Annotated in this window: 22 protein-coding genes; 6 read left to right on the top strand and 16 right to left on the bottom strand. The window is 33.7% G+C overall.

Annotated elements, in window-relative coordinates; genetic code table 11:
• Nucleotides 1-6 precede the first annotated feature (6 nt).
• Both D1003_RS04130 and D1003_RS04135 read right to left on the bottom strand, forming a co-directional pair.
• Nucleotides 7-300, bottom strand: a complete 294-nt coding sequence (locus D1003_RS04130) for a hypothetical protein (RefSeq protein ID WP_153935828.1) — start codon at nucleotides 298-300, stop codon at nucleotides 7-9.
• A gap of 54 nt (nucleotides 301-354) precedes the next feature.
• Nucleotides 355-1,167 carry a M48 family metallopeptidase gene (locus D1003_RS04135; protein WP_038694287.1) on the bottom strand — a complete coding sequence of 271 codons (813 nt, stop codon included), beginning with the start codon at nucleotides 1,165-1,167 and terminating at the stop codon, nucleotides 355-357.
• A 280-nt stretch (nucleotides 1,168-1,447) separates the two neighbouring features.
• Here D1003_RS04135 and D1003_RS04140 point away from each other — a divergent pair, with 280 nt between their 5' ends.
• From D1003_RS04140 to D1003_RS04165, 6 genes are read left to right on the top strand one after another with little or no spacing between them, the layout of a single operon-like run.
• On the top strand, nucleotides 1,448-3,205 hold the full coding sequence (locus tag D1003_RS04140; RefSeq protein ID WP_153935829.1) for a long-chain fatty acid--CoA ligase: 1,758 nt from the start codon (nucleotides 1,448-1,450) through the stop codon (nucleotides 3,203-3,205).
• 21 nt (nucleotides 3,206-3,226) lie between these two features.
• Nucleotides 3,227-4,285, top strand: a complete 1,059-nt coding sequence (locus D1003_RS04145; protein WP_153935830.1) for a diphosphomevalonate/mevalonate 3,5-bisphosphate decarboxylase family protein — start codon at nucleotides 3,227-3,229, stop codon at nucleotides 4,283-4,285.
• Nucleotides 4,286-4,300: 15 nt separating this feature from the next.
• On the top strand, nucleotides 4,301-4,678 hold the full coding sequence (locus D1003_RS04150; protein WP_153935831.1) for a VOC family protein: 378 nt from the start codon (nucleotides 4,301-4,303) through the stop codon (nucleotides 4,676-4,678).
• A gap of 35 nt (nucleotides 4,679-4,713) precedes the next feature.
• Complete coding sequence (locus tag D1003_RS04155) at nucleotides 4,714-5,823, top strand: 5-(carboxyamino)imidazole ribonucleotide synthase (protein WP_153935832.1); 1,110 nt, start codon at nucleotides 4,714-4,716, stop codon at nucleotides 5,821-5,823.
• 29 nt (nucleotides 5,824-5,852) lie between these two features.
• On the top strand, nucleotides 5,853-6,353 hold the full coding sequence (gene purE, locus D1003_RS04160) for a 5-(carboxyamino)imidazole ribonucleotide mutase (RefSeq protein ID WP_153935833.1): 501 nt from the start codon (nucleotides 5,853-5,855) through the stop codon (nucleotides 6,351-6,353).
• A 51-nt stretch (nucleotides 6,354-6,404) separates the two neighbouring features.
• Nucleotides 6,405-7,118: a hypothetical protein gene (locus D1003_RS04165; RefSeq protein ID WP_153935834.1), complete on the top strand. Its 714-nt coding sequence runs from the start codon at nucleotides 6,405-6,407 to the stop codon at nucleotides 7,116-7,118.
• Between the two features lie 29 nt (nucleotides 7,119-7,147).
• Here D1003_RS04165 and D1003_RS04170 read toward each other — a convergent pair whose 3' ends face one another.
• The 14 genes from D1003_RS04170 to D1003_RS04230 all read right to left on the bottom strand — a co-directional run bounded on the left by D1003_RS04170 (nucleotide 7,148) and on the right by D1003_RS04230 (nucleotide 21,743).
• The gene (locus D1003_RS04170) at nucleotides 7,148-7,789 is read right to left on the bottom strand and encodes an alpha/beta hydrolase (protein ID WP_153935835.1); all 642 of its coding nucleotides are present in this window, start codon (nucleotides 7,787-7,789) and stop codon (nucleotides 7,148-7,150) included.
• A gap of 7 nt (nucleotides 7,790-7,796) precedes the next feature.
• Nucleotides 7,797-9,089: a tyrosine--tRNA ligase gene (gene tyrS / locus D1003_RS04175; protein ID WP_052910073.1), complete on the bottom strand. Its 1,293-nt coding sequence runs from the start codon at nucleotides 9,087-9,089 to the stop codon at nucleotides 7,797-7,799.
• A 1,091-nt stretch (nucleotides 9,090-10,180) separates the two neighbouring features.
• A complete protein-coding gene (locus tag D1003_RS11205; RefSeq protein ID WP_260393312.1) occupies nucleotides 10,181-10,315 on the bottom strand; it encodes a hypothetical protein in 135 nt (44 codons plus the stop codon).
• 4 nt (nucleotides 10,316-10,319) lie between these two features.
• Nucleotides 10,320-10,802: a hypothetical protein gene (locus D1003_RS04180; protein ID WP_153935836.1), complete on the bottom strand. Its 483-nt coding sequence runs from the start codon at nucleotides 10,800-10,802 to the stop codon at nucleotides 10,320-10,322.
• A gap of 14 nt (nucleotides 10,803-10,816) precedes the next feature.
• Nucleotides 10,817-11,386: a hypothetical protein gene (locus D1003_RS04185; protein ID WP_153935837.1), complete on the bottom strand. Its 570-nt coding sequence runs from the start codon at nucleotides 11,384-11,386 to the stop codon at nucleotides 10,817-10,819.
• Between the two features lie 44 nt (nucleotides 11,387-11,430).
• A complete protein-coding gene (locus D1003_RS04190; RefSeq protein ID WP_153935838.1) occupies nucleotides 11,431-12,063 on the bottom strand; it encodes a hypothetical protein in 633 nt (210 codons plus the stop codon).
• A gap of 40 nt (nucleotides 12,064-12,103) precedes the next feature.
• Nucleotides 12,104-12,733 carry a hypothetical protein gene (locus D1003_RS04195; protein ID WP_153935839.1) on the bottom strand — a complete coding sequence of 210 codons (630 nt, stop codon included), beginning with the start codon at nucleotides 12,731-12,733 and terminating at the stop codon, nucleotides 12,104-12,106.
• Entirely contained in the window at nucleotides 12,730-13,143 is a 414-nt protein-coding gene (locus D1003_RS04200) for a hypothetical protein (protein WP_153935840.1), read from the bottom strand. Before D1003_RS04200 ends, D1003_RS04195 begins: the two co-directional genes overlap by 4 nt.
• A 64-nt stretch (nucleotides 13,144-13,207) precedes the next feature.
• On the bottom strand, nucleotides 13,208-14,023 hold the full coding sequence (murI, locus tag D1003_RS04205; protein WP_153935890.1) for a glutamate racemase: 816 nt from the start codon (nucleotides 14,021-14,023) through the stop codon (nucleotides 13,208-13,210).
• A gap of 81 nt (nucleotides 14,024-14,104) precedes the next feature.
• Nucleotides 14,105-15,058, bottom strand: coding sequence for a methionyl-tRNA formyltransferase (fmt, locus tag D1003_RS04210; protein ID WP_153935841.1), 954 nt, complete (start codon nucleotides 15,056-15,058; stop codon nucleotides 14,105-14,107).
• Entirely contained in the window at nucleotides 15,055-16,959 is a 1,905-nt protein-coding gene (locus D1003_RS04215) for an ATP-dependent DNA helicase RecQ (protein WP_153935842.1), read from the bottom strand. Before D1003_RS04215 ends, fmt begins: the two co-directional genes overlap by 4 nt.
• Before the next feature lie 115 nt (nucleotides 16,960-17,074).
• On the bottom strand, nucleotides 17,075-18,001 hold the full coding sequence (locus D1003_RS04220) for a malate dehydrogenase (protein ID WP_153935843.1): 927 nt from the start codon (nucleotides 17,999-18,001) through the stop codon (nucleotides 17,075-17,077).
• Nucleotides 18,002-18,090: 89 nt separating this feature from the next.
• Entirely contained in the window at nucleotides 18,091-19,107 is a 1,017-nt protein-coding gene (locus D1003_RS04225) for a nucleoid-associated protein (protein ID WP_107046061.1), read from the bottom strand.
• 500 nt (nucleotides 19,108-19,607) lie between these two features.
• Nucleotides 19,608-21,743 carry a polyribonucleotide nucleotidyltransferase gene (locus D1003_RS04230; RefSeq protein ID WP_014938187.1) on the bottom strand — a complete coding sequence of 712 codons (2,136 nt, stop codon included), beginning with the start codon at nucleotides 21,741-21,743 and terminating at the stop codon, nucleotides 19,608-19,610.
• Nucleotides 21,744-21,954 lie beyond the last annotated feature (211 nt).

Genomic DNA, 21,954 nt, shown 5'->3' on the forward strand with positions numbered 1-21,954 from the left:
CTCAAGTTAGTCTTGAGTATTTTTATTATAAGCATTTTGTTGTGCTGCTAATTCTGCCGCTTGTTTTTCTATTTCTATTTTTTCCCTCTGTAGTCTTTGAAACTCCTTTTTCTTGGTGGCCTCTTTTACAGCATTACCTTTGCTAAGATACCCTATGACACCTCCAATAATGAGGCCAATCCCCACACCTCCCATAACTCCTATGAAATGAGAAAGTTCTATTTTAAAATCGGTAGTGAGGTAGAATAAAAGAATTGCTACAGCTAAAAGTAGAATTCCTACAGTAGTTAAACTTTTCATAGCCAAAGTTGATTTGTATTATTTTTTGTTCAAAGGTAATAAATTTAAGATAAACTACACTTTACCTCCTGCTATTTTATAATATTCTAAAGCTTTAGGTAAGTGTTTTTGTATATCAGCTCTTCTATGTTCTGGGTTGGGGTGGGTTGAGAGAAATTCAGGCTGTCTTGAACTGTTTCCTCCAGATGCAGACTCCATTCTTTGCCAAAAAGGTTGAGCTTCTCTTGGGTCATAACCAGCCATAGCCATAATATATAAGCCCATCTCGTCTGCTTCTAACTCTTGTTTTCTTCCATAGGCGAGTAGTGTAGCTTGAGTACCTAAAGGGTAAGCTATAGAGAATATTTGTTTTAAGGTTTGGTCTTTCATACTAGCTCCAGCAACCACACCTAGTCCTTGGGCAACCATTGCTGATGATATTCTTTCATTTCCGTGTCCTGCTAATGCATGAGCTACTTCGTGTCCCATAACTACAGCTACTCCAGTTTCGTTTTTACATACAGGCATTATTCCGGTATAGAATGCTACTTTTCCCCCAGGCATACACCAAGCATTAAGTTGTGTATCATCTATTAAATTAAATTCCCACTGATATGATGATAAATCTCCTTCTCTTCCGATTGAGCGGTAATAATTCTCCGCAGCATTTTTAATTCTTAATCCTACATTTTTCACTTGTCTAGCCTCTGTAGTTCCTGATACCACCTTGGCTTTTGATAATGTAGATTGGTATTGTTCTAAAGACATACTAGCCAATTGGCTATTATTCATAAACTGCAAAGATTTTCTTCCTGTAAGAGGATTTGTGGTACACGCAACTAATCCCAAAGTTAATATACTTATTCCTAGTATTTTTTTTATTTTCATAGACATTGTTTTAGTATAATTATGTAGTGCAAATTAAACAATTATTATTCCAAACTAAGGAATAAAATAGCACTTTGTTAAATTCAAGTTTTTATAAAATACTCTAATTAAATTTAATTCATTGAATGTTAATTGTTTAAAATCAAAAACGGTAAAGCGTTATTTTTATAACTTTTGTTAGTTCTTACATCAATAAATCGAAACTTAAAAGGACTATTTTTGAAAAAAAATCACTACCTTTAGGCACTGATTTGAACACACAACTTTAAAATTATTTTAAATGAATTTAGCTGCATTTGTAAGTGTTAATGCTGAGAAATACCTCTCCAAACCTGCCATAGGTTTTAAGAAATATGATGAGTGGAAATCGCTTAGTTGGACTATGTTTAAAAGAACTATTTTTAAAACAGCCAACGCACTTAAAGACATTGGAGTAAAAGAGGGTGATAAGGTAGCCATATATTCGGATAATTCTGCAGAATGGATTATCTTTGATTTGGCAGTTTTGTCCTTAGGCGCTATAAGTGTGCCTATCTACAGCACCAATGGAAAGCAACAGACGCAACATTGTATACAAGATTCTGGCGCATCAATCGTTTTTGTGGGGAATCAGGAACAATATGATATTTGTTCTGAAATAATGGAAGAAACCTCTTCGCTTAAATTCATTATTGCGGCAAAAAAAACTACTGTATTAAGGCATAGTAATAGTATTCACTTAGAAAATTTAACTCAGAAAGGAAGCGAAGATTTTGAAGTGTGTCCTAGAGATAAAAGTGATCTTTCTACAATTCTTTACACTTCAGGTACCTCGGGGACACCTAAAGGAGTAATGCTCACTCACGGAAATTTAATAGATTGTTTCCAAGCTCATACCGATTTTTTCAAATTCAAAAACTTTGAAAATGAGACTTCTTTAGCTTTTTTACCATTAAGCCACATTTTTGAAAGAAGTTGGACATTATTCTGCTTAAGTAAAGGGGCTAAGGTTTCTTTCTTAGAAAATACAAAGTTAATCGCTCACGCCCTAGAGGAAGTAAAGCCAAGTATGATGTGTGCCGTCCCTAGATTTTATCAGAAAATCTATGGGGCTCTTAGAGAAATGGTTGAAAAAAGTTCTTCTACTAAAAAGAAAATTTTTGATTGGGCACTCAATATAGGCACTCAATGTAGTGAATATAGACGAAAAGGAAAATCTGTACCTTTTGGCTTAGCTCTTAAAGATAAGATAGCTAGCAAGTTGGTATTTAATAAAATAAAACAAAAATTAGGTGGTAATCTTTGGTTTATGCCTTGTGGTGGTGCGGCTATATCTCCCGAAATCCTCAAATTTTTTGATGCTATGGGGATTCACATTACAGTAGGCTATGGTCTTACCGAAACTACTGCTACTTTGACTTGCTTCCCTGCATACAACTATGAGTATGAAACAGCAGGTATTCCAATAGGTGATACGCAGATAAAAATAGGTGAACACAACGAGATTTTAGTTAAAGGTAGTGGCGTTATGAAAGGATACTATAACCTTCCCGAAGAGACAATCAAAGCCTTTACCGAAGATGGTTGGTTCCGAACGGGAGATGCAGGGGTAATAGAGAATGGCACTTTGAAAATCACTGACCGTATCAAAGATTTAATGAAAACCTCTAATGGCAAATACATTACTCCACAAGTGATAGAGAATATATTGACTAATAGTAACTATATACAACAAGCTATGGTAGTAGCAGAAGGTAAACCTTTTGTAACAGCAGTTATAGTTCCTAACTTTGAAGCTCTAAAGGAAAAAGTAAAAGCAATGAAGCTGTCTATGACAGATTGGAATGAGATTGTATCGTCAGAAAAAATCACTCAGTTTTATCACGATATTTTACAGGATGTTCAGAAAGAATTATCTGCGTTTGAAAGGGTTAAAAAATTTGTATTACTTCCTAGTGAGTTTGAAATTAAAACGGGAGAGATTACCCCAACGCTCAAAGTTAAAAGAAACGTGGTAATGTCTAAATACAATAATTTAATAGAAAGATTATACTCTTAATTATTTAATAATGTGATTTTTATGTCGGAACGATTTTTAGGAATACCAAATTTTGAAGTCAAAAACATACAAGTTTCGGAGACTTGTCCGTCCAATATTGCTTTGATAAAGTATTGGGGAAAGTATGCGCAACAGATACCAGCCAATCCTAGCATCAGTTTTACACTAAATAATGCTAAAACAACTACCAATATCGTTTTTAATGCTGATGAACCTTTTGGAGTAAAGACTTACTTGGCAGGAAAGGAAGAAACTCAATTTTCAGCTAAAATAGAAAAATATTTTAAAACTATTGAGCCTTATCTCCCTTGGATTCTTAGCGGAAGTTACGAAATTAGAACCGAAAATACCTTTCCTCATAGTTCAGGAATCGCTAGCTCTGCATCAGGGTTCGGAGCGATAGCCAAATGTCTAATGAAGATAGATGAGGCTTTTTCTAAGGAAACTACAACCCACGATTTCAGGTTGAAAAAAGCCAGTTTTTTAGCTAGATTAGGAAGCGGAAGTGCTTGTAGGAGTTTGTACAATGGCTTAGTGGTTTGGGGCGAAACACCAGAAGTAGAAGGTAGTTCTGATTTATTTGCTGTACCTTATCCTACGGAAGAAGTTGCTGAAGTATTTAGAAAGTTTAACGACTGGGTATTGCTTATTCACGAAGGGCAAAAGAGTGTATCCTCTACTATAGGACACGGGCTAATGAACACCAACCCTTATGCTGAAAGACGCTTTAAGGAGGCTAGAGAGAATTTTATTCCTCTAAAAGAAATTTTAAAATCTGGAGATTTAGAAAAATTTATTACCCTAGTAGAACACGAAGCTCTAACATTACATGCTATGATGATGATGAGTGAGCCTGCATTTATCCTTATGAAAACAGGTACTTTAGAGGTCATCAATAAAATTTGGGAGTTTAGAAAATCAACAGGACTGCCGTTATTCTTTACCCTAGACGCTGGAGCTAATGTGCATTTGCTTTTCCCTGAAAATCAAGAGACAGAAAAAATAACTGCTTTTATTGAAAAAGAATTATTACCTCACACCCAAAACGGAAAAGTAGTAAAAGACAGTATAGATTTTTAAATATTTAAAAATTAAATGAAACTTCATCATATTGCCATTATTTGCTCTGATTATTCAGTTTCAAAATCTTTTTATACCGAAGTTTTAGGGTTAAATATTCTACGAGAAGTGTACAGAGTAGAAAGAAGCTCTTACAAACTAGATTTAGGCATTGGTAATGCTTATGTTATTGAACTTTTTTCTTTCCCTAATCCTCCTAAAAGGCTTATCAGACCAGAGGCGTGTGGATTAAGACATTTGGCTTTTTCTGTGGACTCTGTGGAGGAGCAAAGAGAAAAGTTACTAAAATTAAATATCAGTTGTGAAGCTATTCGGGTAGATGAATGGACGAATAAAAAGTTCTTTTTCACGCAAGACCCAGATGGACTTCCGATAGAATTCTACGAAAGGTAAAATATCCAAATAAATTATAATAAAAAAGTAATAAAATGAAAATAGGAATTTTAGGTGGCGGACAGCTAGGAAGAATGTTGATACAAGAAGCTCTGAAATACGATGATGATTTTTATACTTTAGACCCCAGCCTTGAATGTTCTTGTGCGTCTATTTCAAATCTTACGCAAGGTGATTTTAATGATTACGAAACTGTACTCAATTTTGGTAAAGATAAAGATATTGTTACCATAGAGATAGAACACATCAATACAAAGGCTCTAGAACAACTAGAACAGCAGGGTGTTAAGGTAGTTCCTAACTCTAGCATTATTAAAATTATACAACATAAAACGCTTCAAAAATTATTTTACCAAAAACATCAAATTCCAACACCTGATTTTCAAATCATTCAGAATGCTTCGGAAGTAGATTTTCCATTTCCTTTTGTTCAGAAATTAGACAAAGGAGGTTACGATGGTAAAGGAGTACAAGTCATTAAAAATGAGAATGATTTAACGAGACTTTGGGACGCACCTTCTGTTTTAGAAAAATTGGTAGATATTGATAAAGAGCTTTCAGTCATCGTTGCTAAAAATGAAAGTGGAGAAATAAAAACTTTCCCAGTAACGGAAATGGTGGCAGACCCTAAGCTCAACCTTTTAGATTTTAATATTTGTCCTGCATTTATATCAGAAGACACTCAATTACAAATAGATACTATTGTTTCTAAGTTTATATCTGCTGCTGATTCTGCTGGACTTTTTGCTATAGAATTATTCTTAGATAAAGAAGGGAAAGTATGGGTGAATGAAACAGCCCCTCGTTTGCATAATAGCGGACATCAAACTCAAGAAGGAAATTACAACTCACAGTTTGAACAATTTTATAGAGTGATAAAAAACCTACCACTCGCTGAAGTTACTATTAGAGGATTTTCAGGTATGCTGAATTTAGTAGGGGAAGAAAATGCTTCTGGAACAGTAGTTTATCAAGGTTTAGAGAACGTGCTGAAGCGCCCCAACACCTATGTCCATCTTTATGGAAAAAAAGAAACCAAGCCTGGTAGAAAAATGGGACACATCAATGTCTTATCTGATAATAGAGAACAGTTGATACAAGAATTAACCAAAATTAAAGCATTAGTAAAAGTAAGTGCTAAATAAATCTAATTTTAAGTAAAAAAGAATAAAAAATGGTAGGAATTATTATGGGCAGCCAAAGCGATTTGCCAATAATGCAACAAGCAGCAGATTTTTTACAATCTATGGCGATACCGTATGAACTTACGGTGGTGTCTGCACACAGAACTCCAGAAAGAATGTTTGATTATGCTAAAACCGCTAAAGCAAGAGGTCTTAAAGTTATTATAGCGGGAGCTGGTGGGGCGGCTCACCTCCCAGGTATGGTGGCAAGTTGTACTACACTTCCTGTAATTGGAGTGCCAATACTTAGTAGTAATTCTATTGATGGCTGGGATTCGGTACTATCTATATTACAAATGCCTTCGGGAATACCTGTAGCAACGGTAGCTCTTAACGGAGCCACTAATGCTGGAATACTAGCTGCCAAAATTTTAGGCTCGGCGGACGAAAGTATTTCTAATTCATTAGAAAATTATCAAGAAGGTTTAAAAAATAAAGTATTGGATAGTATAGAGTACATTAAAACTCAACACCCTAATCAATTTGATTGAAAAAATAAATACAATGCGCTAATCCATATTTATTTACAAAAAATAGTATATATGAAGATAATATTTAAACTCATAATATTCTTTTTTGTTTTACAATCTTGTGATAATAAAACGGTCTTAAATAAAGAAAAGCAGAAGACTCAAGAGAGAAAAATAAATACAGATAAAGCTAATAAAAAGAGTGAACTTTATACAGACACTTTTGAGTTTGAATATTATAATGACAATGGAGATTATACATGGTTATCAGCAAAAAAAGGTCATGTTAAATATGATTTCGTAAATGACAATAACACTCAAAGAAATCTATTGAGAGGAGATGTTTGTGAAATTATATGGAAAAAAGATACCATATATATTGCTAGCGAAGGGGAAACACCAAAAATTGAGAATTGGTTAGTTTCTATTAAGAAAATTAAAGATGGGAATGTTTCTAAATTCAGAAAAGATTATAAAAAAGAATTGAAGTATTATTATTCTGATAAAGGCTATACACAAAGTACTTTGGACGATTTATATCTTTCTGCAGAATACTATATTGCAAATACAAAAAACGAACTGATAAAATTAGCTATACAAAATAAAGAACAATTAGAATATTCTATTGAAAGTAGAACAGAAAATAATAGAGATTATCAAGTTTTGGGTATTGGATATACTTTTGAACATAAGTCTATCATTATGCAATGGCTATATATTGATAGTGAAACACAAGAAATCTATGAATATGATGTAGCTAATGACAAGTTGGTTGAATTTAAGTAGAAACTATCTAAAAATAAAAATGGGAACGCCTAAGGTGTTCCCATAAATTCCATTAAATCTATATAATTTTTTTGATTGATGCCGTGTCCACCCATATACTCTCTAAAGGTAAAATAAGCCCCAAAATCATAGAGTAAATCGGCTGCCTTTCGTCCCCATTCCAAAGGAATAATAACATCATCTGTACCGTGCGAAATAAAAAATCTAAGATGTTCTATCTCCTTTTTTGATTTTGGATAACCTTCCAATAATTTTAGTTCAGGGTAACAGCTCATACAAGCTACTTTACTAAATAATGAAGGAAACCTAAATGCCAAAGCATAGCTTAACATACCACCCTGACTAAACCCACATAAATGTACTTTAGAACTAATGCCATAATGCTGTTTTAAAGCCTGTATATTAGTATAAAGTTCTTCTATTGCTACTTTTGCCTGTTCTACATCTATACGGTTATTTTCGTCCATAAGGTTAATATCAAACCAAGCGTAACCTTGATAAGGCGTAGACTTAGGAGCTCTAAAACTCACGATAAGCCAATCTTCTGGTAGATTGGGCACGAATGAAAACAAATCCTCCTCATTACTACCATATCCGTGCAGAAGAACAAGCATTGGAGTTTCAGAGGTGATATTCAGTGGCTCTCTAACTAAGTGGTACAAATCCATCATTTAAAAATTAAATGGCTTTTACTATGAAATAACTCTTTTTCCCTTTTTGTAAAAGAATAAACTTATCGTCTATAAAATCCTTTTCAGATAGACAAAACTCCTCATTTACTTTGGATTTGTTGACAGAAATGGCATTTCCTTTTAGTTCTCTTTTAGCCTCTCCTTTTGATTTTAAAAACCCTGAATCCGCTAATAAGTCGGTAATGTTTATTCCAACAAGTTCCTTTCTAGATAGTTCTTGCTGAGGTACACCATCAAAAATATCTAAAAATGTGGCCTCATCTAGTGCCACCAAATCCTCTGCTGTAGAACGACCAAAGAGAATTTCAGAAGCCTTAACCGCTTTTTGATACTCTGCTTCTCCGTGTACCCAAGAGGTTACTTCTTGTGCCAGTTTCTTTTGTAGTTTTCTTTCGTGAGGAGCTTCTCTATGCTCGTTTATAAGGTCTTCTATTTCCTCTTTATTAAGGAAAGTATAGAATTTAATAAAGCGTTCTGCATCTTCATCAGTAGCATTAAGCCAAAACTGATAAAAACGGTACGGAGAAGTCTTTTTAGCATCTAACCAAATATTTTCACCAGCTTCACTCTTTCCGAATTTGGTACCATCAGCTTTCGTAATTAGCGGAACTGTAAGTGCATAAGCCTCTCCTTGTGCTTTTCTTCTAATGAGTTCAGTACCAGTAGTGATATTTCCCCATTGATCTGAGCCTCCCATCTGAAGTTTAACACCTTGATTTTGGTAAAGATGAAGAAAATCATACCCTTGTAGAAGCTGATAGGTAAACTCCGTAAAACTCATACCTTCAACACCTGCATCGCCAGAAAATCTTTTCTTTACAGAATCTTTTGCCATCATATAATTTACTGTGATGTGCTTTCCGATATCTCTAGCAAATTCAAGGAAAGAGATAGATTTCATCCAATCGTAATTATTTACGAGTTCTGCCTTGTTAGGGCTATCGCTTTCAAAATCTAATAAACGAGAAAGCTGACCTTTGATACATTCTTCATAATGTTTTAATGTAGCTTCATCTAAAAGATTTCTTTCTGCAGACTTTCCAGAAGGGTCTCCAATCATTCCCGTAGCACCACCTACTAGTGCGATAGGCTTGTGCCCATGTTGCTGAAAATGAGCCAATATTTTAATAGGAATTAAACTTCCGATATGCAGTGAGTCGGCTGTAGGGTCAAAACCGATATAAGCCTTCGTCATTTCTTTATTTAGCAAGTCTTCTGTGCCAGGCATCATATCGTGGACTAAACCACGCCATTTAAGTTCTTCTATAAAAGGGTTCATAGTTGTATTTTTCGCAAATATAATGATTTTTAGGTTTATGGTTTTAGGAGATAAAAGAGCAATTAACCTCTATTTACTATTAAATAATAGGCATTCAACAAATATCCCTTTATAATAATTTTTAATCTATCTTCCTAAAAATCAGCTTTAATTATTTGGTGATTACAGATTTTTTAGACGTTGTCAATCTGATTTAAGAGGCTCTCTGTCATCCACATTGGCTTGGGTAACGCAGAAGCTTAGGATCTCGCCTATAGCATAGGTTTTGGCAAACATCGTAAGAGCTATCAAGTTAGACTGCATAAGTTCCGTAAATCATTTGTAGGAAACGGTTTTAGGAAATTCTTCCTGCATATGCTTCTGTATATAATAAATGTAAAAGTGCTTAAATGTTCTAAAGTCGCTGAGATGAAAAAGAATCATAATGGTGATAACTTCCGAATTACTCATCTTTGGGGTCTTCTTTGGAGGGGTTCCAACTAAAAAAGGTTGTGTGAATTTTTCAAATTCAGTACAAAATTCATCAACAGTACAAAAAATATCCGTAATTTTATCAAGGTTAATCATGAGAAATAGTTATTAAATATTTGAATATAAATAACTTAAGTATACGGTTTTTTCTCTTTTTATGCAATACTTTTACTCAAAATTATTAATCGAATTCAGGTTGATATATTTTAACACCTTGCTCTATCTTGTGAAGAGAAGTTCTCTGTATTTTGTCATTTTTTAGGGGCTTTTTCGTCTATTTTTTAATAGATTTTGCTTTAATTTTTTTTTAAAGTGCTTGAAGCTTTAGTATATCTTATGCTGTGAAATGTAGCCAAAACTAAATAATTTGTCATTACTATTGTAAACAATATATTGATTTTCTATGGTTTACAATTAAAATATATGCCACAACATATTGGTTTAATTATAACTCTGCAACTAATTTGGTTGAATGACTGATATACACATTTTATTTGAATTGTTTATAAGCCAGTTTAATTTTTTTGGATAAGTTTATGAGTATTAAAAATATATTATTTTAGAATTGCTAATCTTGCTTCTATTCACAAGACTTGATACACAAATTTAATCGTTACTTTCTATCTTATTTTCTCCTGCGGCAAAGGTGCATTCACATTGATATTTCCGTTCGTCCATAAGGTAAGATTTCGAATAATCTTGGCGCTCCCTTTGAGAAGAATTTCCCCCTCTCCAAAAAATCTTAGAAAATACATATATTTAATTTTGTTTAATACGAAAATCATCTAAAAAAATTCTTATTAACGCATCGTCTGCAAGCTCTCTACCTTCGACTGTATAATAAAAAAAATAACATCCCAAAAAATTTTTACCACCATACTTAGCATAGTTTTTAAAATTATAAACATAAATATCTTTGGTCTTATTTATTGTAATCTTTAAACTATCTCTTGTTTTTAATAATGGAGGGGTTAATAACTTAACCTCATCATGTTCTAATGTTGTATATTTTAGCTCATTAATAATTTGTCCATCTCGTATCTGACAAATATCAATTTGCTTTATTTTCTCAATATTTTCCCCTATAAACCATACTCGCAAATCATTTTTATAATAATAATTTATATTTTCTTCTTGATTACAAAATATTTTTTTCTCTCTTTTTTCCTTCTCTTTATTGATACATCCAATTGATAATAAACAAAGTATAAGAAAAATATTGTTTAACTTTAGTACTGTCATCGTAAAAAACTAATTTAAAATACAATACCTTTATTCAATGCTTCTTTGGGGATTTGAAAAACACGTGGTTGTTCAAATATATATTCTTTACCATTGATATTTAATGATTTTATCATATTATAAGTGGAATCGATAGCCGAAGGCATGTAAGGTGTGATGACATAACTTGTTTCAATATCTTTTATCATATACAATACGGAATCATTAATCGTTAATTTATAATCCTTATCCATAGGCATTTTCGCATAAAACTCTAAGTAAATTGCTTCATTATACTTCGCATCAGCTACAGAATCTAACATAAATTCTAATTCTTGAATAGTAAAATCGCTCCCTTTTTGGTAACTCTTCAAGGAAACCTTATGTATAGGAAACTTTTTCAAGTCCCAATTACGTAATACAATAGTTTTATGTTCAGCTTCAGATCTTGTTCTTGGTATTTCTCTACAAGAGAACAAAATAAGTAAGATTAAAAATAAAACTTTAGTTGATTTTAATATATCCATAAAATCTTGATTTTTCTTTCTATCTTGACAGGAGATAACAAGAATAAAGATGCTGATGTAATGGATAATGGTTTTCATTTTATCTCAATAATTGATTCTTTTATGTTTTTAATATAGACGATTTATCTAAAAAAATCAATTAAATTAGTTCGATATAAATTAAAATTTACAGTATCTTTTCTGTCGTAAAAAAGGTAACTCACACCTAATCTTTCATTCAAAATAACTTTGTAGAACTTTTTTTGAATTTCAATGTCAATTTCATCAGTATCAAGTACATTTATTGAATTTATTTTTCTAGATTTTATAACTTTATAATCTAGTTTTTTTGATTTTAAATATTTTGTAAAACTCTCTAAATTAGTAAATTTATCAAAATCAGAATCAAGTCTGTATTCAAAATAAAAATTTCTAAAAACAATTTTATTATTTATCTCTAAATACGATAAATTTTTACCTTTTAATTCCTTATCAAAATAGTTGATGCTTTTTTTCCACTTGTGTCGCCTTATTATACCAAAAATTCTTTTGGGTAAATTTTCATCCTCTTCTAAAGGTTCTACAATCGTATAAATGTAAGAACGAAAAGAGTCTATATCTTGTGGCTTGTTTCTAAAAAAACCATTATCATACTTATAATAATTATTTTTAGAAAATGGCTTGGTTTCGATAAATCCTAAATCTTGATTTTTCTTTCTCTCTTGACAGGAGATAACAAGAATAAAGATGCTGATATAATGGATAATGGTTTTCATTTTATCTCAATAGCTGGCTCTTTTGTATTAGATTTTTCATCTAAAAAAAAAGAGTTAAAGTATTTCGATATATATTAAAATTTACAGTATCTTTTTTGTCGTAAAAAAGGAAACTCTCACCTAATCTTTCATTCAAAATAACTTTGTAGAACTTTTTTTGAATTTCAATGTCAATTTCATCAGTATCAAGTACATTTATTGAATTTATTTTTCTAGATTTTATAACTTTATAATCTAGTTTTTTTGATTTTAAATATTTTGTAAAACTCTCTAAATTAGTAAATTTATCAAACTCAGAATCAAACATGTATTCAAAATAAAACCTTCTAACGACAATTTTATTATTCACTTCTAAGTAAGATAAATCTTTACCTTTTAACTCATTTTTAAAATAATTAAACCCTTCTTTCCATCTTCTATCAAACGAAAGAGCATAAATTTTCTTAGGTAGACTTTTATTTTTTTCTGAGGGCTCTACAGTTGTATAAATATAAGAACGAAAAGAGTCTATATCTTGTGGCTTGTTTCTAAAAAAAACATTATCATACTTATAATAATTATTTTTAGAAAATGGCTTGGTTTCGATAAATCCTAAATCTTGATTTTTCTTTCTCTCTTGACAGGAGATAACAAGAATAAAGATGCTGATGTAATAGATAATCGTTTTCATTTTATTTCAATAATTGGTTCTTTTATATTTTTAATATGCCCCGCTACAACTGTCTTTAACTCTAGAAAGTCTCTTAATGCAGAATCACCGCTATTACTATCATAACTAGAGTCTTTTACAGGTACTGGTATAATGTTATTATATAAATTAAGATGTTGATTTATATAAACTTCATCATGTACTTCGGAGATTACCACAGGACCTCTAAAGTCGAATAGTTTGTCCGTGAGCTTCATCACATCATCTGCCGTGCACAAATAGCTAATTAGAGAAATACTTTCTTGTAAAGCCTTTAACCAAGGATAGGCTTTTATAGCTATCGGAATAGATACAATCCCTACAATTTTTTTAAAATTATCCAACATAGCCTTTTCTCCCTGAGCGATAGAATACACAAAAGACATATCCATACTGCGATTGTAGATAGACACCGTTTGTAAAAGCTTATAAAATTCGGATTGGGTATTTATTATTTTAAAGTACTTTAAGTTCTAAATCTATACTCTTCCCAAAAAACTTTTTAGATATTTTTTCAAAGTTTTTAGTCAAATCCGAAAGATAAAACTTCATCTCTGTTGTTTTCTGTTCAGAATTAAGTAAATGATGTTTTTCTAAAGAAATTTTAATATAATTTGCTACAATACTAGGCGAATCAATCACTCTTACTCTACTGCCGTAATATTGCTTAATTTCCTCTAATAATAGCGGATAATGTGTGCACCCTAAAATCAGTGTTTCAATGTTCTTTAGCTTACTATTACTCAAATAATGATATAAAATAGAATGAGTAATAGGGTGATTTTTAAAACCTTCCTCTATTGCGGGAACTAAAAGTGGTGTGGCTAGCTCATCTACCTTTATAAATTTGTTAAAGCGTCTGATGCTTTTCTTATAAATTCCTGCATTTACGGTAGCTTTAGTTGCAATAACGCCTACATTGGTATGAATTTCATAAGCTATCTTTTCCGCAACAGGATTAACCACATCAAAAACAATCGCTCTATTTCCTACCAATTCTTTAACTTCTTTCAGTGCATTAGCCGTGGCAGAGTTACAAGCGATTACGATGGCTTTACAGTTTTGCTCTAGTAAAAACTCGGCTATTTTTTCTGAAAATCTAACAATGGCTTCTTTAGATTTATCTCCGTAAGGTAAATGTTTGGTATCCCCAAAATAGATGATGTTTTCGTGAGGCATTTGCCTTTTGATTTCTTTGGCTACGGTAAGTCCTCCCACACCAGAATCAAACACGCCTATAGGTTGCTGAGGAGAGAGGTTATCTACCAACATTAAATGATTCGTATGTTTCAATGCTAATTCTTTAGATTACAAAAATAAGGATTTTTGGGGTTGAATATTGTTTATTGAAAATTATGAGAAGAGTTTTATATTATCAAAATCTCTAAAACCGTTGAGAAAATCTTTCACAGGCATTCTTTTTTTACCTTGCAGTTGTAGTTCTTCGGGGAAATAGATGCCATCTTTAGTATAGATTTTAAAACTATTTTTAGTTATTTCAATCTCTCCGGCTTGGTGAGAATGTTCAGATGGTTGAAAGTAACCTTTGTAAATTTTAAGCGATTTTTCTTCTTCTCCAATTTTGATGTTGGTAAAAGCAGTAGGGTAGGGAGATAGACCTCGTACAAAGTTATGCAGATTCACTCCTGTGTCGTTCCAATTGATTCTGGTGTCTTCTTTAAAGATTTTGAAAGCATTTTTAGGTTCGGCTACAATGGGTTGAGGTTGCTCTGTAATACTATTAGCAGATAAGCCGTCTAGGGTTTCTACAATGAGTTCGCCACCTATGGTCATAAGTCTGTCGTGTAGGCTTCCTGCGTCTTCATCAGGAGCAATACTTAGTTCTTTTTGCAGGAGAATGTTACCCTCATCTATTTTTTCGTTGATGAAAAAAGTAGTAACACCTGTGGTGGTTTCTCCATTGATAATAGCGAAATTGATAGGAGCTGCACCTCTGTAATCAGGCAATAATGAAGCGTGCAGGTTAAAAGTACCCAAACGAGGAATTTCAAACAAAACTTTCGGCATCATACGGAACGCCACCACTACGAAAACATCGGCTTCTAGTTGTTTCATTGCTTCTAGAAAGTCAGGATTTCTAAGTTTTTCTGGCTGATAGATGGGCAGACCTTGCTCTAGTGCATATTCTTTAACAGGCGAAGCTGTTATTTTTTGACCTCTTCCGCTGGCTTTATCGGCTACTGTAACTACACCTACTACTTGATGTTGAGAGTGATGTATGGCTTCTAAGTTATGTTTAGCAAAATCTGGTGTTCCGAAGAATACTACTTTTAAAGGTTTTGTCATTGGTTTATTGTATAAGTTTTATAGTTAAGCATTTTAATTTTATCGGTATCTAGCAGAAGAATCACTTGTTCTAATAGCTTTTCTCTCGATAGATGTGGTATCTGTGCCGAGAGGTCTTCTAAAGTACAAGGTCTTATTGCTAAAACTTTAAGTATCGGGTTTTGGGCAGAAGATAGCGAGGTTTTACGAGACAAACAAACCGAGCATTGCCCACAATTTTGAGCCTTTTTCTCTCCGAAATAAGATAATATCATTTTCATTTTGCAATACTTTTCGGATTGAACAAAAAACTTCATTTCTTCCCATTTCTGAACTTTGTTTTTTTGTATTTCCAGAAAAAGATGCCACCATTTACCACCAAAACTTGCATTATCTCTAGGAATAAGAAATCTAATACTAGCTAAAGCCCCATCTATATAGTTAATATAGTCTTTGTCGGCAAGTTCTAGGAGGCGTTGCTTTAGTACGGTAGGGTTGGTGTTGATTTTATGAGCTAAATGCTCTTCTCTAAAGCTAACTTTATGATGCGAAAATCCAGATAGATGTCTTAACAACATTTCTATAAAATAGGCATCTTGAGAAGCTAGACTTTCAAAGTCTTCCACCTCTATGTTTAACTCTATGCTAGATTTAGATTTAAGGTTGTTATAATAGATGACTTCTTGATTATGCAGGAAGCTCAAAATATTTTTAAGCGAGGCTAAAGGTATTTTGGTAAGCCGTTGCCATTGTCTAATATTAAACTGAAAAGTCTGTTCAGGAAGTTCAAAATCAGCTATCTGAAATAAAGAATAGAGGTAAGATATAGCCTTTTTAAAACTCTCTTTGTTAGGAATTTGTTGTTTGAGTATTTCGTCAGAATTAGAAAGTTCATACTTGTTCCATAACAAATAAGCGAAGGCTGGTTCGCCATCTCTACCTCCTCTCCCGATTTCTTGGTAATAGTTTTCTACCGAACTAGGTGGAGATAGGTGTATCACATATCGTACATTATCTTTGTCTATGCCCATTCCAAAAGCGTTGGTAGCCACTAGAACTCCATTGTTAGAATGTAGCCACTGATTCTGTTTTTGGTGTTTTTCTTTAAGTGGCAGTCCAGCGTGGTAAAAATCAACATTAGGAATTCCATTATGTTGCAGGAACTCGGTGAGTTGTTGAGTTTCCTTTCTCGTAGAAGCATATATAATTCCCGAATAAGGGTGGTTTTTTACTAAATTTAAAATTCTAGAATACTTGTCGGAACATTCTTCTGTGTGTATTTTAATATTCGTCCGTTCAAAACTCTTTTGAAATATCTGTGGTGTTTTTAGATTGAGTTTAGACTTAATATCCTCTAATACCTTTGGAGTAGCCGTAGCTGTAAGAGCTAAAACGGGCAAATCTTTCAGTCGGTCTTTTCTAAATTTATAGATGTTTTGGTAGCTTGGGCGAAAGTCTTGTCCCCACTCGGAGATACAATGGGCTTCGTCCACCGCTAAAAAAGAGACTTTAATTTCTTCTATTTTTTGAAGAAAAACACTGTTGGTAAGCCTTTCGGGAGATACAAATAGTATTTTGGTAGTTCCCTCAATACAAAGTGAATAGATTTGTTCTGCTTGGGCTTCGTCTAATTCTGAACTTAGGTATTCGGCTTCTATCCCTTTGCTTTTTAGTTGATATACTTGGTCTTTCATTAGAGCCAAAAGTGGAGAAACCACAATGCAAGTACCTTCTAAAACTAATGCAGGGAGCTGATAACACAAAGATTTTCCGCCTCCTGTAGGCAAGAGAGCGAAAGTATCCTGCCCCATAATGATAGAGCTGATAATTTCTTCCTGTGGTTCTCTAAACTCTTGATAGCCCCAAAAATGGGCAAGTGTATCATAGAGTAGTTTAGTGATATGTTCGGGTAGGAGAGGCATTGTGTAATCTATTCTGCCTCAAAATTACGCTAAAATACCTACTCTTACAAAAAATATAAGGATTGAAATTACTAGAACTTCAATCCTTATATTAAGAAAATTTATACTATGAGATTTAGAACTTTAAATCACCATTGACTTCTCTTACTGCATTAGCTGCCGTAACGAATTTTTCTTTTTCAGCGTCTGTTAAAGATATTTCCACGATTTTTTCAACCCCATTTTTACCAATAATTACAGGTACGCCTAGGCAGATGTCGTTTTGTCCGTATTCTCCGTTAAGCATTACAGAACACGGAATCATTTTTTTCTGGTCGCAAGCAATAGCTTGAACAATGGTAGATACTGCCGCTCCTGGTGCATACCAAGCAGAAGTTCCTAATAATTTAGTAAGGGTAGCCCCACCTACTTTAGTTTCTTCTACTACATAGTTTTGTTTTTCTTCGTTTAAGAATTCAGAAACAGATACTCCGTTTCTTGTTGCTTTACTCATTAGAGGAAGCATACCTGTGTCAGAGTGAGCTGCGATAACCATACCATCTACATCAGAGATAGGGCATTCTAGGGCTTCTGCCAATCTGTATTTGAATCTAGCACTATCCAAAGCACCACCCATACCGATGATTCTCTCTTTAGGAAGACCAGAAGTTTTGTGAACAAGGTAAGCCATAGTATCCATAGGGTTAGATACTACGATAATAATTACATTAGGAGAGTGCTTAATTAAGTTTTCTGTAACTTCTTTAACAATACCAGCATTGATGCCGATAAGCTCCTCTCTCGTCATACCTGGCTTTCTAGGAATACCAGAAGTGATTACAGCCACTTGAGACCCTGCTGTTTTAGAATAATCAGAAGTAGAGCCTGTAATTTTAGTATCAAAACCATTAAGTGATGCGGTCTGCATCAAATCCATTGCTTTACCCTCTGCAAAACCTTCTTTGATGTCCACTAATACAACTTCTGAACAGAAGTTTTTCATTGCGATATACTCAGCACAGCTAGCTCCTACAGCTCCTGCTCCTACTACGGTAACTTTCATAATATTTTTATTTTTGATTTATAATTTGTTCTTTTTGATAGTTCCCAAATTTACAACTATTAGTTTTTATAGCCAAAAAATAAAGAGGCTTATTGTTCTTCCTCAAAGTAAAGGCGGTAGAATTTTCCTTTTTCATCTTGCCCTGTTTCTATCATTTTACGGTCGCCGTGTACATAGATATGGAAGTTTTTATCCAGTTTTATCACACTTTTAAAGTGTCTTTGTTGTTTTTTTACAGCGGTAGGATTGATAGGGAAAGCTTCGGAAATAGACATTTGGGTGTCTTGTTCATAGTCGGTTTTAAAGTTGATGAAACTCTCTACAATGTTTTCGTCTTGCAATACTTCTTGACTGAATTCTTCAAAATCAAATTGCTCCTTTTCTTTAAAGAAATTGATGGATTTGTTAAGGAAATCGGCTTGGTCTGCTTTAGTTACTTCAAACTCTTGAGGCAGTTGTTTAGTAATGTAATCTTTGTAGACGGAAAGCGTTTCTTGAGTATGAAAATAGTCGTCTTCTCTTTGTCTTACCTTTAAAAAATCTTCAAACCAATAGTACAAATCTCCATTTTTGTTGTTATCCACTACAGAAACTACATAGCCTAATTCTTTATTATTGTTGTAGATAATGGCTCCTTTGTCTAGTTTAGAAAGTCCGATGCCGTAGTCTTTTTCAATGAGGTAGTCATCGTCTTCGTTAGCATTTATTTTAAGGAAAGGCTCTTTTCGTTCTGTTTTAAAAATCCCTATGGAGTCTATTTTTCCTGCATCGGTTTCTTCGCCTTCAAAATAAACAATAAAGAGTTCGCCACTTTGTACACGAGGGTTTTCAGTAATTTCGTAGAGGTGTTTTGCTATATTTTCGGATTCCCACTGAAATTTTGCAGGGTCTTCAAAAATTTCCGAAATAGAACTGTATATAGGGTTGTTAGAAAGATAAGTATCACTATAAAACTGAAATTGCTCTTCGGATTTAAAAGCCTTTAAAAAAAACTCTTCTAATTGTTCTTTCATATCATCTTCTAGCTCCAAACACTGCGAAGATAAAAACAGATTTTCCTGATTGATTTTATTTCCTACTTTATGAACAATAATTTTTGAAAACATTCGCTCTAATTTTTAATGCAAATATACACTTATAGAATTAGAGTTTCTCAGCCCATTGCTTATTTTAAAATAGTTTAACTTTAATGAGATTGAGATATAGGTATAATATTTCCCTACTAATGACTTATTTTAAGATGGTTTTGGTAAAACCCAATGCTCTTTTGTACCGCTAAATAAGCCTGTATCAATTAAAATCGGCTTTATTTATATTAAAATCTCTTGGTGAGAAAGTTAAAATAAGACAGATTGTCCTAAACCACAATAGAGGGAAAGTTAAAACAACCTTGTGAGAACTAAATACCACTTGTGAAAAAGCTAAAACAAGACAGATTGTCCTAAACCACAATAGCGGGAAAGTTAAAACAACCTTTCGAGAACTAAATACTACTTGTGAAAAAGCTAAAACAAGATGATTTATTCTAAAAAAACTCTTGAGGTAACTTTTTTCTAACGAAAAAACGGCTACTCTAGAGCAGCCGTTCAGTATAGATGTATTATTATTATTTAGATTTCTCTTCTCTTGGAGGTTTTGGGAGGAGTACTTTTCTAGAAAGTTTCATTTTCTTACGGTCATCGTATCCCATAAATTTCACTTCTACCACATCTCCTTCTTTGTAAGGTACTTTGTCGGTTCTCTTCCAATCAATCTCCGAAATGTGTAAAAGTCCCTCTGTACCTTTGGCTAGCTGAACGAAAGCACCAAAATCCATCACTTTTACTACTTTACCCTGGTAAACTTCTCCAACTATTGGAATGAAAGTGATTTCGTTGATTTGAGCGATAGCTGCATTTATCTTTTCTCTATCAGTTCCAGATATTTCTATGTAGCCTATTTCACCCTTTTCCTCTATGGTAATTACAGTGCCTGTTTCTTTTTGCATCTGCTGGATTACCTTACCACCAGGTCCTATTACAGCACCAATGAAGTCTTTAGGGATTTCCATCATTACCATCTTAGGTGCGTGAGGCTTAACATCTGCTCTAGGTTCAGAAATTGTTTTAAGCATTTCCCCAAGGATATGAAGTCTTCCGTTTTTAGCCTGCATTAGAGCCTGCTCCATAATATCCATTGTAAGCCCTTGGATTTTAATGTCCATTTGACAAGCAGTAATACCGTTTTCTGTACCAGTTACTTTAAAGTCCATATCTCCTAGATGGTCTTCGTCGCCTAAAATATCAGATAGTACTGTCCATTTTCCAGACTCTTTATCGGTAATAAGCCCCATAGCGATACCAGAAACAGGTTTTCTCATCGGGATACCTGCATCCATAAGCGCTAGTGTGCCAGCACATACCGTAGCCATAGAAGACGAACCATTAGATTCTAAAATGTCCGAAACAATACGAATAGTATATGGCGTTTCCTCTGGAATCATCACTTTTAAAGCTCTTTGAGCCAAGTTACCGTGTCCAACTTCTCTTCTAGAAGTACCTCTAAGTGGTCTAGCTTCACCTGTTGAAAATGGTGGGAAGTTATAATGTAGATAAAATCTTTCGTCGTGTTGAGTGATAACGCTGTCAATTCTGTTAGCGTCCATAAGAGAGCCTAAAGTAACCGTAGTAAGCGATTGAGTTTCGCCTCTAGTAAATACAGAAGAACCGTGTGCGGCAGGAAGATAATCTACTTCACTCCAAATAGGACGAATTTGTTGGTTGTTTCTCCCATCTAAACGTATGTTCTCGTTTAAGATAAGTTGGCGTACAGCTTCTTTTTGTACATCGTGGAAGTAAACTTTAGCTAAATCTGCTTTTTCTTCTAATTCTTCTTCTGTATATTGTGCTAAAAATTCCTCTACTACTGCGGAGAATTTCTCTCCTCTTTCTTCTTTTGCACTAGGGTTTTTAGCAATGTCGTAATACTTTTGGTAAGCATAGTCCCAGATTTGTTTTTTTAATTCTTCATCGTGGGTTTCGTGGCAATATTCTCTTTTTGGGAAGGCTTTGCCCACTTTTTGAGCCAATCTTTCTTGAGCTTCTACTTGTGTTTTAATTTCTTGATGAGCAAAAGTAATAGCTTCTAGCATTTCCTGCTCGGTAATTTCGTCCATCTCACCTTCTACCATTACGATAGAGTCTTTAGTAGCTCCTACCATAATATCTAGTTCCACGCCACTTTGTAAAGTTTCCCAGCTAGGATTGATGCTAAGAACGCCGTCTTTTTTGATGACTCTAACTTCCGAAAATGGTCCGTTGAAAGGAATATCTGTAATCGCAATAGCGGCTGATGCAGCAAGACCAGCTAATGAGTCTGGCATTACTTTTTCGTCGTAAGAGATAAGAGAAATCATTACTTGAACTTCCGCATGGAAATCGCTAGGGAATAATGGTCTGATAACTCTGTCCACTAGACGCATTGTGAGGACTTCATCATCAGAAGGTTTTGCTTCTCTTCTGAAAAAGTTACCAGGGATTCTTCCTGCCGCTCCAAATTTTTCTCTATAATCTACAGTAAGAGGCAAGAAATCTACGCCAGGATTAGCTTCCTTAGCGGCTACTACCGTTGCTAGTAGCATAGTGCCTCCCATTTTTACAACTACGGCTCCATCAGCTTGTTTAGCTAATTTACCTGTTTCAATAGTGATTTCTCTGCCGTCTTTCAGCAGAATGGTTTCGGTGATTGCTTGTGGTGCATTCATAAAAATTAAAATGTTAATGTATTGGAGCGTTATCTCCAATGTTTATCTGCGTTACTTCTTTAGGCAGATATGGTTAATATTCTTTTAAACGTCTTGTTTGCAAAGTTAATACTTTTTTTACAGACTAATATTACAAGTTCTTAGAACTTTAGTTATACTAAAAACAAAAGCAACTCAAATAAGAGTTGCTTCTGATGTCTTTTTGGACTGA

Origin of the sequence: Riemerella anatipestifer, assembly GCF_009663465.1 — a bacterium.
In the GTDB taxonomy this organism is placed as follows: domain Bacteria; phylum Bacteroidota; class Bacteroidia; order Flavobacteriales; family Weeksellaceae; genus Riemerella; species Riemerella anatipestifer_C.

Excerpts from the sequence above, each read along its gene's own strand:
- D1003_RS04130 (WP_153935828.1), bottom strand. The coding sequence starts at position 300 with ATGAAAAGTTTAACTACTGTAGGAATTCTACTTTTAGCTGTAGCAATT.
- D1003_RS04135 (WP_038694287.1), bottom strand. The coding sequence starts at position 1,167 with ATGAAAATAAAAAAAATACTAGGAATAAGTATATTAACTTTGGGATTA.
- D1003_RS04140 (WP_153935829.1), top strand. The coding sequence starts at position 1,448 with ATGAATTTAGCTGCATTTGTAAGTGTTAATGCTGAGAAATACCTCTCC.
- D1003_RS04145 (WP_153935830.1), top strand. The coding sequence starts at position 3,227 with ATGTCGGAACGATTTTTAGGAATACCAAATTTTGAAGTCAAAAACATA.
- D1003_RS04150 (WP_153935831.1), top strand. The coding sequence starts at position 4,301 with ATGAAACTTCATCATATTGCCATTATTTGCTCTGATTATTCAGTTTCA.
- D1003_RS04155 (WP_153935832.1), top strand. The coding sequence starts at position 4,714 with ATGAAAATAGGAATTTTAGGTGGCGGACAGCTAGGAAGAATGTTGATA.
- purE (WP_153935833.1), top strand. The coding sequence starts at position 5,853 with ATGGTAGGAATTATTATGGGCAGCCAAAGCGATTTGCCAATAATGCAA.
- D1003_RS04165 (WP_153935834.1), top strand. The coding sequence starts at position 6,405 with ATGAAGATAATATTTAAACTCATAATATTCTTTTTTGTTTTACAATCT.
- D1003_RS04170 (WP_153935835.1), bottom strand. The coding sequence starts at position 7,789 with ATGATGGATTTGTACCACTTAGTTAGAGAGCCACTGAATATCACCTCT.
- tyrS (WP_052910073.1), bottom strand. The coding sequence starts at position 9,089 with ATGAACCCTTTTATAGAAGAACTTAAATGGCGTGGTTTAGTCCACGAT.
- D1003_RS11205 (WP_260393312.1), bottom strand. The coding sequence starts at position 10,315 with ATGTATTTTCTAAGATTTTTTGGAGAGGGGGAAATTCTTCTCAAAGGG.
- D1003_RS04180 (WP_153935836.1), bottom strand. The coding sequence starts at position 10,802 with ATGACAGTACTAAAGTTAAACAATATTTTTCTTATACTTTGTTTATTA.
- D1003_RS04185 (WP_153935837.1), bottom strand. The coding sequence starts at position 11,386 with ATGAAAACCATTATCCATTACATCAGCATCTTTATTCTTGTTATCTCC.
- D1003_RS04190 (WP_153935838.1), bottom strand. The coding sequence starts at position 12,063 with ATGAAAACCATTATCCATTATATCAGCATCTTTATTCTTGTTATCTCC.
- D1003_RS04195 (WP_153935839.1), bottom strand. The coding sequence starts at position 12,733 with ATGAAAACGATTATCTATTACATCAGCATCTTTATTCTTGTTATCTCC.
- D1003_RS04200 (WP_153935840.1), bottom strand. The coding sequence starts at position 13,143 with ATGGATATGTCTTTTGTGTATTCTATCGCTCAGGGAGAAAAGGCTATG.
- murI (WP_153935890.1), bottom strand. The coding sequence starts at position 14,023 with ATGTTGGTAGATAACCTCTCTCCTCAGCAACCTATAGGCGTGTTTGAT.
- fmt (WP_153935841.1), bottom strand. The coding sequence starts at position 15,058 with ATGACAAAACCTTTAAAAGTAGTATTCTTCGGAACACCAGATTTTGCT.
- D1003_RS04215 (WP_153935842.1), bottom strand. The coding sequence starts at position 16,959 with ATGCCTCTCCTACCCGAACATATCACTAAACTACTCTATGATACACTT.
- D1003_RS04220 (WP_153935843.1), bottom strand. The coding sequence starts at position 18,001 with ATGAAAGTTACCGTAGTAGGAGCAGGAGCTGTAGGAGCTAGCTGTGCT.
- D1003_RS04225 (WP_107046061.1), bottom strand. The coding sequence starts at position 19,107 with ATGTTTTCAAAAATTATTGTTCATAAAGTAGGAAATAAAATCAATCAG.
- D1003_RS04230 (WP_014938187.1), bottom strand. The coding sequence starts at position 21,743 with ATGAATGCACCACAAGCAATCACCGAAACCATTCTGCTGAAAGACGGC.